The sequence below is a fragment of the Rhodohalobacter halophilus genome (assembly GCF_001715195.1).
Classification (GTDB): Bacteria; Bacteroidota; Rhodothermia; order Balneolales; family Balneolaceae; genus Rhodohalobacter; species Rhodohalobacter halophilus.
In genome coordinates this window covers 1-9,582 of sequence record NZ_MDWE01000048.1, presented here as the reverse complement: position 1 = coordinate 9,582, position 9,582 = coordinate 1, and the positions used below count along the sequence as shown (strand labels likewise).

15 protein-coding genes are annotated in these 9,582 nt (G+C 43.6%); 12 read left to right on the top strand and 3 right to left on the bottom strand.

Going from position 1 to position 9,582, the window contains the following annotated elements:
- Positions 1–748, bottom strand: a 748-nt coding sequence (locus tag BG260_RS14415; RefSeq protein ID WP_245683966.1) for a capsule assembly Wzi family protein, incomplete at its 3' end; no start/stop codon positions are given.
- Between the two features lie 15 nt (positions 749–763).
- Between BG260_RS14415 and BG260_RS14495 the strand changes: the two genes are divergently transcribed.
- The 8 genes from BG260_RS14495 to BG260_RS12270 all read left to right on the top strand — a co-directional run bounded on the left by BG260_RS14495 (position 764) and on the right by BG260_RS12270 (position 6,049).
- On the top strand, positions 764–889 hold the full coding sequence (locus BG260_RS14495) for a hypothetical protein (protein ID WP_281179606.1): 126 nt from the start codon (positions 764–766) through the stop codon (positions 887–889).
- An 859-nt stretch (positions 890–1,748) separates the two neighbouring features.
- Positions 1,749–1,982: a hypothetical protein gene (locus BG260_RS12300; RefSeq protein WP_069133129.1), complete on the top strand. Its 234-nt coding sequence runs from the start codon at positions 1,749–1,751 to the stop codon at positions 1,980–1,982.
- Entirely contained in the window at positions 1,969–2,343 is a 375-nt protein-coding gene (locus BG260_RS12295; RefSeq protein ID WP_069133127.1) for a PIN domain-containing protein, read from the top strand. Before BG260_RS12300 ends, BG260_RS12295 begins: the two co-directional genes overlap by 14 nt.
- Before the next feature lie 525 nt (positions 2,344–2,868).
- Positions 2,869–4,044: an MraY family glycosyltransferase gene (locus tag BG260_RS12290; RefSeq protein ID WP_069133125.1), complete on the top strand. Its 1,176-nt coding sequence runs from the start codon at positions 2,869–2,871 to the stop codon at positions 4,042–4,044.
- A 491-nt stretch (positions 4,045–4,535) separates the two neighbouring features.
- Positions 4,536–4,847 (top strand): DUF4258 domain-containing protein, encoded by a 312-nt coding sequence (locus tag BG260_RS12285; RefSeq protein ID WP_218089774.1) that lies wholly within the window; start codon positions 4,536–4,538, stop codon positions 4,845–4,847.
- Entirely contained in the window at positions 4,762–5,079 is a 318-nt protein-coding gene (locus tag BG260_RS12280) for a type II toxin-antitoxin system MqsA family antitoxin (protein ID WP_408005570.1), read from the top strand. The genes BG260_RS12285 and BG260_RS12280 overlap by 86 nt, the downstream gene beginning before the upstream one ends.
- Positions 5,080–5,477: 398 nt before the next feature.
- A complete protein-coding gene (locus BG260_RS12275; protein WP_069133121.1) occupies positions 5,478–5,708 on the top strand; it encodes a DUF433 domain-containing protein in 231 nt (76 codons plus the stop codon).
- Positions 5,708–6,049 carry a DUF5615 family PIN-like protein gene (locus tag BG260_RS12270; RefSeq protein ID WP_176719493.1) on the top strand — a complete coding sequence of 114 codons (342 nt, stop codon included), beginning with the start codon at positions 5,708–5,710 and terminating at the stop codon, positions 6,047–6,049. The genes BG260_RS12275 and BG260_RS12270 overlap by 1 nt, the downstream gene beginning before the upstream one ends.
- Before the next feature lie 399 nt (positions 6,050–6,448).
- Here BG260_RS12270 and BG260_RS12265 read toward each other — a convergent pair whose 3' ends face one another.
- Together BG260_RS12265 and BG260_RS12260 are read right to left on the bottom strand one after the other, a co-directional pair.
- Positions 6,449–6,646, bottom strand: coding sequence for a type II toxin-antitoxin system RelE/ParE family toxin (locus BG260_RS12265; RefSeq protein ID WP_069133119.1), 198 nt, complete (start codon positions 6,644–6,646; stop codon positions 6,449–6,451).
- A complete protein-coding gene (locus tag BG260_RS12260; RefSeq protein WP_069133114.1) occupies positions 6,643–6,894 on the bottom strand; it encodes a hypothetical protein in 252 nt (83 codons plus the stop codon). The genes BG260_RS12265 and BG260_RS12260 overlap by 4 nt, the downstream gene beginning before the upstream one ends.
- 352 nt (positions 6,895–7,246) lie before the next feature.
- Between BG260_RS12260 and BG260_RS14625 the strand changes: the two genes are divergently transcribed.
- The 4 genes from BG260_RS14625 to BG260_RS12240 form a co-directional block, all read left to right on the top strand.
- Positions 7,247–7,573 (top strand): DUF6883 domain-containing protein, encoded by a 327-nt coding sequence (locus tag BG260_RS14625; protein WP_069133112.1) that lies wholly within the window; start codon positions 7,247–7,249, stop codon positions 7,571–7,573.
- Positions 7,574–7,581: 8 nt separating this feature from the next.
- The gene (locus BG260_RS12250; RefSeq protein ID WP_083750302.1) at positions 7,582–7,794 is read left to right on the top strand and encodes a DUF4926 domain-containing protein; all 213 of its coding nucleotides are present in this window, start codon (positions 7,582–7,584) and stop codon (positions 7,792–7,794) included.
- Positions 7,795–7,995: 201 nt separating this feature from the next.
- Positions 7,996–8,235 carry a hypothetical protein gene (locus BG260_RS12245; RefSeq protein ID WP_069133110.1) on the top strand — a complete coding sequence of 80 codons (240 nt, stop codon included), beginning with the start codon at positions 7,996–7,998 and terminating at the stop codon, positions 8,233–8,235.
- 765 nt (positions 8,236–9,000) lie between these two features.
- Positions 9,001–9,582 (top strand): nucleotide sugar dehydrogenase (locus BG260_RS12240; protein WP_408005571.1); only part of this gene is annotated, 582 nt, incomplete at its 3' end.

Sequence of the window (9,582 nt, the reverse complement as noted above, 5' to 3'; positions counted from 1 at the left end):
CCTCATCCGCTTTGGCATCCTGCCGGCGGGTGTTGATGTGTTCGTAGGTAAGAGCGTTTAAGAGTCTGTTTTCATCATGAAACTCCAGGTTGATGCCCCAGACGCCATCCCACGGGCTGCGGAAGCGTTTGGAGACGGAGTCCTCCAGGTAGAAGAGGCGGGTGGCGGAGAGGTCAAAACCGGTTCCTTCGTACTGCAGAGCGAATTCATAGGCTGCCACGGAGTTGCCCAGGGCGTTGGTGATCTGCGCGGGCGGGGCGTTGCTGTCGGGGTCGGCCGCCCGTGAGAAGACGATGCGCAGGTAGTCGGAGAAGGATTGCGGAGCTCGTCCAAACGTGGGATGCGTGCCTCCCCACTGCGCGTTGTGAACAATCCCCCCAACGGCGGAGAGCGATTTGGTGGCGTTCACCTTCAGGTAGAGGTATTTCTGGTGGAGGTAGGGGGAGTCCACGTAGCGCTCATCCGTAAACCACCCGTGGCTGACCATCGCTTTGAATTCGAGGATGTCGTTGGTCCACGGCACATCGGTGAACTCAGGCGTGGAGAGCATGATGCGCGGAATGGGCACGGCGTTGCGGCTGACCATCATCGAGCCGATGGAGAGGTTGTGGTTGTTGAGACCGATGGGCCGATTAAATCGTCCAAAGTCCAGGCGGAAGGCGCGGTATTCTGCGCCCAAGTATAGTTCCGGGAAAAAGGCGGTGGAGTTGCCGGAGACGCGGAGGGCGAGGTCTGCGCCGTAGTCCAATGTAAAATTTTCGGATTGGTAGAGATCGCCCGTTGCGCGAATGCGGTTCAGGAAATTGGTGGAGTTTGGATCGACGGTGCCGAGACGATTGGAGTGAAGGTGGAAGGGGAGAGAGCGGGCGGAGGATGTGATCAGGGATGATGAAAGTTTAAGGTTTAGTCTTGAGTCTTGAGTCGTGTGAATTGAGTCTTGAGTCGTGAGTCTTGAGTCGTGAGAAGGCGGTTGGCAGTTGGCAGTTGGCGGTTGGCAATTGGCAGCTTGCAGCTTACAGCTTGCTGCGTGCTGTTCGCAGTCCCGACCCATCGGGACAGCCTGAAGCTTGAAGCTTGAAACTTGTGCATTGGCCTTCGGCAGCGGACCGATCCAGATTGTGGCGAGGATGGTGAGAAGGGTGAGTATCAGGGTGTAATTGTTGGGTTTTTGCACGTCTTGAGGTGTTACTATTGTTTTGAGATTGATGGGAGGAAGGTAACGAAAAAATGGTTTACGGCATAAGGGATACGGTTTGTGGAAGGCCCTCGTCTGCCGAATTCCGGCGTGGGTTATCAGTTAGCAGTTAGCAGTTTGCAGTTAGCAGTTGGCAGTAATTTTTTTATTCTAAACAGAAAGGTCAAATTGTTCACTGTTCACTGTTCACTGTTTACTGTTTACTGTTGACTGTTTACTGTTTACTGTTGACTGTTTTTTACCACGGCGGACACGATGTTTTTTCATATGAACTCTGTGTAACTCTGCGGAAAACACTGTGTAACTCTGTGGTGCATCCTTCTCACAGATTTACGCGGAGCATTTCAGTTGGCAGGTTGTAGTAGGTAGTGAGTAGTAGGTAGTTTGTGATTTTTTAACCACGGCGGACACAACGATGAGTTACAACCCTCCTCCGCCTGAAGCGGAGACTCTCCTTGTTAGTGGGATTTTGAAGAGTGATAACTTTTTTGCAAATATTTTCGTTAATTAAAACAGTAGTGAGAGAACTTTAATTATACCGGGTTTATTTCAAATGGACACAATTAAAATCAAACGGAAAATAGAATCAACGCACCTGGAAATAGCTGAACTGGAGAATTGGCTGGGTAAAGAAGTTGATATTATCATTCGAGAGGAGAGAAGTGACTCCGGTCCATCTGATGGTTCAGCGGCCGGTTTACTTTCAGAATTTAGCGACCCTGATCTCATTAAAGATGAAAAAATGGGGTGGGAGAAAGCTATAAAAGAGAAGTATGGAAATCGTTGATGCAAATGTGATTCTTCGATATTTACTGAAAGACCATAAAAGTCATTTCATTAAATCAAAGGAAATCATTGACCATAGGGAAATTTACATACCTATGGAAGTTTTAGCCGAAGTTGTATATGTGCTTGAAAAGGTTTATGACATACCATCCGGTAGAATTTGTTTTGCTCTCACTGAACTCTTGGCATATCAAAATATATCAACTGTGGATAAGGCAGTTAGCTATGAATCTCTGAACATTTACAAAACTGAAAATATTGATTTTGTAGACGCACTATTGGTTAGCTACCATCGTGTTAACCATCATCGGATTCATTCATTTGATAAGAAAGTGAATAAACTTTGCCGGTCTGTACAGTAAGCAGTGATTCCTCGTCTGCCGAATTCCGGCGTGCTTTTGTGGCGGTTCGTGCGACGAGTGGTTATCATTGAGCAGTAAGTAGTAGGTAGAGGGTAGTAGGTAGAGGGTAGTAGGTAGTAGGTTGTGGTGGTTCAGTTAGCAGTTAGCAGTTAGCAGTTAGCAGTTAGCAGTTAGCAGTTAGCAGTAATTTTTTTATTCTAAACAGAAAGATCAAATTGTTCACTGTTCACTGTTCACTGTTTACTGTTTACTGTTTACTGTTTTTAACCACGGCGATTAACACCCCTCGCCTTGATAGGGGAGATTTTTGGGTTCTGTGATGAAATAGCGATGATGTTTGCCTGTCATTAGAATATAGGTTGTTAAATTTCTTAAATTGATAGAAATACACTATTTTTATCAACTCAATAAAGATGTATGTTATTAAAACGGTACACGTTAAGATCAGAGGAGTTCAGACTTACGGCCCCAAATAGAAAATATCAGCCAGCTACAGATACGACGAGAGCAAGAAAATAATTTAAGATGGAACTTTCACTGCTACAGCTTACCATAGCTGCCCTGGTGACAGCCGGAATCGTTTATTCCGTGATACCGCTGTTAATCAAGGTAGCCTATTACAAAGATCTTTATGACAAGCCGGATGGAGAGCGCAAACTGCACGACCGGTACATCTCATCCCTGGGCGGAGTCGCCATCTTTATCGGCCTCTTTATCGGATACGCCCTGAGCGGCTATGCCGATCACCTGACCGGTTTTGGATACCTATCGGCCGCTTTGGTGATGCTCTTTTTTACCGGCCTGAAGGATGACCTGATAGGGCTTTCTCCTAACAAAAAACTTGCGGTTGAACTTGCAACGGGCCTCTTGATCATCTTTGGCTGCAACGCCATGATCGGGAATTTTCATGGCGTATTCGGGGCAGGGGAGGTTCCGCTCTATCTCTCCATTCCGGTGACGCTTTTTACGGTGATTGTTATCATGAACGCGTATAACCTGATTGACGGCATTGACGGGCTGGCCGGAGGGATCGGCATGATCGCTTCGCTCTTTCTGGCTGTCGGATTCTATTCTGCCGGACAGATGCCTCTCATGATCCTGGCACTGTTTACGTCGGTAGCGCTGCTCGGATTTTTGCTGCACAATTTTCATCCGGCCAATATTTTTATGGGTGATACCGGTTCGCTGGTTGTCGGTTTTTTACTGGCATTTTTGACTGTGAAGTATATCGGTTTGAGCGAAATACGAGACTTTTCCATGATCTACAGCGATGCCTCGGCGATATTGCCGGTCGCTTTCCTGGCCATTCCGCTCTATGATACGCTGACGGTCTTCATGAAACGATTAGCGCGGGGTGACGGCCCCTTTACGCCCGGGCGCGATCATGTTCACCATCAGCTCCTGGAGATCGGATTTTCTCAGCGTCAGACGGCCGTGATGCTCTACCTGGTAACCATCCTGATTGGCTTGCTGGCGATCTCTATTTCTCATCTGAATAATAATATCGTACTGGGAGTGATCATCCTCTCGATGGTGACGTTTTTGCCGACTACGGGGTATAAACGGGCATTTTTCAAAAAAACCGGATTGATCGATATTGAACGCTATTTCACTTACAAAGAGAGAAAAACAGAGCGTGAAGCACATCGATCTGCCGAACGGATTCAGAAAAAACATCAAGAACCGGAGCAGGTCAGTTAGCAGTTTGCAGTTAGCAGTTGGCAGTTTGCAGTAAGCAGTTAGCAGTTAGCAGTTATCAGTTAGCAGTTATCAGTTAGCAGTTATCAGTTATCAGTTAGCAGTTAGCAGTTAGCAGTTAGCAGTAATTTTTTTATTCTAAACAGAAAGATCAAACTGTTTACTGTTTACTGTTTACTGTTTACTGTTTATTGTTCACTGTTCACTGTTTTAAACCACGGCGGACGCGGCGAATGCACGGCGGACACGATGTTTTTTTTATGAACTCTGTGCAACTCTGCGGAAAACACTGTGTTCCTCTGCGGTGAAGGGTTTCTCACCGAGCATTCGGGGCGGATTATTGCTTCGCGGGGCTCATTTTTTGTACACGTAGTGAAAAGATGTGCACATAGATGACTGATTAGATATTGTTTTTGTACATTCTACTTAAACACATTCATTAAATTTATTTGTGGACTCTAAGGTTAATGATATAATACGAAGGTGTGCGGTTGATGGCCGTATCAACTATAAAAAGCATGCCGTTGAAAAGAGAATTAAAGGGTACAGCGTTGATTAACACCCCACCCGGCTCACGCCGTACTCCCCTCGATGGGAGATCAGAGGCTTTGATAAAGCCTAACTTTATCAAGGAGTATCCGAATGATACACCTTTAAAGAGTTATTTGTTATTGGGCTATACCGGTAGAAATCGTCCTTTGCACGTTGTAGCTGCTCCGGATGAGGATTCTGATATACTATGGATCATTACAGTGTATGAACCTGACAAGGATAAATGGAATAAGGACTTTACCAAAAGGAGGTAACATGAACTGTCCCAATTGTACTGCGAATATGGAAAAAGGAAAAACAGTCTTGACGTTTCAGATGGGCGAGGAAGAAATTGTAGTGGTCCGTGATGTCCCTGCAATGATTTGTGATCAGTGCGGAGAGGAGTATGTGGATAGTGACACAGCTAAACAGGTTGAAGAGAAAGTGGAACGCGCTTTGGCAGACGGAATTAAGATGGGTTTTATTGATTTTAATACGGCAGCATAAATAAGATTGTTTTATTGAATTTAATCAGCGGTGAACGATCTTGATGTACGGAAGGCCCTCGTATGCCGAATTCCGGCGTGGGGGATTTCAGTGATCAGTGATCAGTAAGCAGTTAGCAGTAATTTTTTTATTCTAAACAGAAAGATCAAACTGTTTACTGTTTATTGTTCACTGTTTACTGTTTACTGTTTACTGTTTACTGTTTACTGTTCACTGTTTACTGTTTACTGTTTACTGTTTTTTACCACGGTGGGCACAATGTTTTCTTAAACAACACTGTGTACCTCTCTGCGTCCCCTGCGGTGAGTGGTTTTTTGGACAAAATCAGAAAATAGATTACCGGCAATTATAATTTTGATATATTCGTTAATCATTTACACATAACTAAAGATGTGATTATGACTACAATTGAACGAATCACTATTGATCCGGCTATATGCAATGGAAAACCGGTAATTAGAGGTAAAAGGATTACCGCACAAACGATCCTTGAATTTTTGGCTGCCGGCGAAAGTAAAGAATCGATCTTAAAGCAGTATCCAACGCTTGAGCCGGAGGATATTGATGCCGTTCTTCGATTTGCAGCCGGTATGATGGAAAATAACTATACCATTAAGCAGATGGTGTAATGCCTCAATATTTAGTTGATGCAAACTTACCCTATTATTTCTCTCTATGGAAAGGAGAGAATTTTGTCCACCAGTCTGATTTGGGCGATAGCTGGAGTGATGAGAAAATATGGAATTATGCTAAGAAGCATAAATTGACGATTATCACAAAAGATGCCGACTTTTCAAATCGAATTATGATATCTGACCCGCCTCCTAAAGTGGTTCATTTGAAAGTAGGAAATATGAGCCTGAATGAGCTTTATGAATTTTTATCTATCCATTGGACTGAAATACTTGAACTTAGCAGCAAGAGTAAATTGGTAAATGTATATCGCGACAGGCTGTATAGTATTGATTAACTTCAATTTTAGTTTGATAGAGGGAGCGAGATAACACCGGTTAGCAGAGTCTGAGCGCGTCTTTTTCGGTGAGCAATAAGGAGTAGGTAGTGGTGGTTCAGTTAGCAGTTGGCAGTTGGCAGTTAGCAGTTGGCAGTTGGCAGTTGGCAGTTGGCAGTAATTTTTTTATTCTAAACAGAAAGACCAAACTGTTTACTGTTTATTGTTCACTGTTCACTGTTTTTTACCACGGCGGACACGATGTTTTTTTTATGAACTCTGTGCAACTCTGCGGAAAACACTGTGTTCCTCTGCGGTGAAGGGTTCTCAGAGAATCAAATTACCGGGATCACGGCTGGTATGGAAAATGTCGAGAATGATTACTTCATTATCAGTTCTCTCATAAACAATTTTGAAGTTTCATTGTAGAATGTATCTGTACTTTGGGGTGTTGAGAACGGGATCTACGGGATGTTCAACACGTGGGTCATTTAAAGACTCGGCCTTCAGTAAAAGTGCTTCAAGTACTTTGTCGGCATCTGCGGGGTTGTCTTGAGATATATAATCATAAATATCAGCAAGAGATGTTCTTGCTTTTTCAGACCATACAACATTCATGGTTTTCGATTTATAACATATTCTCTAACCTCATCGATACTATAGGTTTTTGCTCCGGATTGAATATCGCTGCTGATGCTCTCAAGGTGATTTTTATATTGTGCTTTTGTTAAAGGTTTTCCATCAGAAGTATAAGCTATGGTCTCGGTCTCGGCCAGCAGGTGTTCAATTTCATCTAATACTGAATCGTCTGTTAGATCTAATACTTTTTTTGCGATACTGATTTTCCTTTCTGATTTCGATTCCATAATAGTAATGATTTAATGTAGCGGCCTTGCTGTTTAAAAATATAACGATCCGTTATCGTAAATCATATTTTACGGCGGTGGTGATTGCCGGTCAGAAGTGAGCCCTCGTCTGCCGAATTCCGGCGTGGGGGGATTTCAGTGATCAGTAGGCAGTGAGCAGTTAGCAGTAATTTTTTTATTCTAAACAGAAAGACCAAACTGTTCACTGTTCACTGTTTTTAACCACGGCGATTAACACCCCTCGCCTACGCATGGCTTCGGCACTACCTTATTAGGGGAGATTGTTGGACTTTGAGGCTTCATTTTTGATATCATTGATCTATTTCAACCATCTTATCCAGATCATAAAAGTTTGGATTTTAAAGAATACCATATTGATATACGTAAACTGAGAGATTACTGTTTAAATCAGAATCATCCTGTTGGAAAGCACAAAGCAAGAGTATTTTCTTCGCAATTAGGGATCGGAAAAGCTGAGGCTCGGCAATTAAAAGAGGAGATGATACAAGAGATGAGAAATGCGACGATCATACCCGGTATTGAGGATCAATTTGGAAAAGGATTCAGCGCTGATCTTTCAATACATATTAAAAACCGGAGTGCACTCGTTAAAACGATATGGATCCTGAGAACGGGCCGCAAAACACCTGAACTTGTAACTTGCTACATTATCACATAATTTAAATTATGGATACGATTAAAGAACTTCATACGGTTGCCATATTGAAAGACTTCCCGGACAAAAACCTGCACAGGGGGGATGTAGGAACAGTTGTAGCTGATCTTTCTGAAACGACAGCCGAAGTGGAGTTTGTAGATAAGAAGGGGCGCACATCTCACTTGGCCACTTTAGAGAAAAAGGATCTGATCAGGCTTAGGCTGGAAACCGTACCTGTTTAAAGGATTGATTTGCCTCGTCTGCCGAATTCCGGCGTGGGATTTCAGTGAACAGTAGGCAGTTAGCAGTTAGCAGTTAGCAGTAATTTTTTTATTCTAAACAGAAAGATCAAACTGTTCACTGTTTATTGTTCACTGTTCACTGTTCACTTTTTTAACCACGGCGAACACAATGTTTTCTTAAACAACACTGTGTACCTCTCGATGACTGTCCAGTTTCATCCGGATGCTGAGTTGGAGTTTACGAAGGCGATTGAGTATTACGAAGGGCAGGAGAGAGGGCTCGGGATAAAGTTTTCAGGTGAAGTCAAGAGAGTGTTAGAGAGAATACGCATCAACCCTACGGCCTGGACGTCGATTTCAAAAAACCTCCGCAGATCTTTAACCCATCGGTTTCCTTATGGGGTACTCTATCATAACAGTGATTCCGATAATATAATTTAATGTGAGTTCGACATAAGAATCATGAATTTAATTCTCCCCTCCTGTGTAAGGAGGGGTTGGGGGAGGTAGCCTTGATGAATACAGGCTTCAAACCTAATCAGAAATTGGTTTGAACCACCCCTAAATCCCCTCCTTGAAAAAGGAGGGGACTTTTTCCATAGCTATATATTCAATTTAAATCGAGCTCACGTTAATTTATGTAGTCGCCGTAATGCATTTGCATAAGGAGCCGGGTTATTGGAGAGGCAGGGTGGAGTAACGGGAGTTCAGTGATCAGTGAACAGTCGGCAGTTAGCAGTTAGCAGTAATTTTTTTATTCTAAACAGAAAGATCAAACTGTTTACTGTTCACTGTTCACTGTTTTTAACCACGGTGGACACGATGTTTTTTCATATGAACTCTGTGCTACTCTGCGGATAACTCTGTGGACCTCTGCGGTGAACTGTTCTTGCTGATTTGCGCAGATGAACTCGCAGATTTACGCGGAGCATTTCAGTTAGCAGGTTGTAGTAGGTAGTAGGTAGTAGGTAGTGAGTAGTAGGTAGTTTGTGATTTTTTAACCACGGCGGACACATTGTTTTTTCATATGAACTCTGTGCACCTACTCAGCGGTTTCCACTGCGGTGAATGTACTTGCCACTTTCTTCTTGCCAATCATTTAAAAAATCCTCATGGCGGAGGCGTACTTTTTTCAATATCTTTTGCGATCGTTATTGCCAAGAATTAAGAATAGAATTAATCATAAAGAGGTACGATTCATTGAACATCAAGAATAGTAAAATTGCGATTATCGGGCTGGGTTATGTGGGGTTGCCGCTTGCCGTTGAATTCGGTAAAAAATTCCCAACCGTTGGATTTGATATCAATCAGAAGAGAGTAGCTGAGATACACAAAGGGCACGACCGTACTCTTGAGGTGGAGGATGACTATTTACAGAGTGTTTTACGAACATCCTTTGATCCTACTGTAAATGGTTTATGCGTAACGTCAGAAACTGCGGGTATTGAACAGTGCAACGTCTATATCGTAACCGTTCCAACTCCCACCGACAAGCATAATCGTCCGGTGCTCACGCCGCTGCATAAGGCGAGTGAAACCGTAGGTAAGGTTTTGAAAAAGGGGGATGTGGTGATCTATGAATCGACCGTCTACCCGGGTGTGACCGAGGATGAGTGCGTGCCGGTGCTGGAGAGAGTCTCAGGACTGACGTTTAACAAAGATTTCTTTGCGGGGTACAGCCCGGAACGGATCAACCCGGGGGATAAAGAACATACCGTTACCAAGATCAAGAAGGTAACCTCCGGATCTACACCCGAAGTGGGTAAATATGTGGATGCCCTCTATAAC

Coding starts and splice junctions, on each gene's coding strand:
- BG260_RS12300 (WP_069133129.1), top strand. CDS start 1,749: ATGGACACAATTAAAATCAAACGGAAAATAGAATCAACGCACCTGGAA.
- BG260_RS12295 (WP_069133127.1), top strand. CDS start 1,969: ATGGAAATCGTTGATGCAAATGTGATTCTTCGATATTTACTGAAAGAC.
- BG260_RS12290 (WP_069133125.1), top strand. CDS start 2,869: ATGGAACTTTCACTGCTACAGCTTACCATAGCTGCCCTGGTGACAGCC.
- BG260_RS12285 (WP_218089774.1), top strand. CDS start 4,536: ATGGCCGTATCAACTATAAAAAGCATGCCGTTGAAAAGAGAATTAAAG.
- BG260_RS12280 (WP_408005570.1), top strand. CDS start 4,762: ATGAGGATTCTGATATACTATGGATCATTACAGTGTATGAACCTGACA.
- BG260_RS12275 (WP_069133121.1), top strand. CDS start 5,478: ATGACTACAATTGAACGAATCACTATTGATCCGGCTATATGCAATGGA.
- BG260_RS12270 (WP_176719493.1), top strand. CDS start 5,708: ATGCCTCAATATTTAGTTGATGCAAACTTACCCTATTATTTCTCTCTA.
- BG260_RS12265 (WP_069133119.1), bottom strand. CDS start 6,646: ATGAATGTTGTATGGTCTGAAAAAGCAAGAACATCTCTTGCTGATATT.
- BG260_RS12260 (WP_069133114.1), bottom strand. CDS start 6,894: ATGGAATCGAAATCAGAAAGGAAAATCAGTATCGCAAAAAAAGTATTA.
- BG260_RS12250 (WP_083750302.1), top strand. CDS start 7,582: ATGGATACGATTAAAGAACTTCATACGGTTGCCATATTGAAAGACTTC.
- BG260_RS12245 (WP_069133110.1), top strand. CDS start 7,996: ATGACTGTCCAGTTTCATCCGGATGCTGAGTTGGAGTTTACGAAGGCG.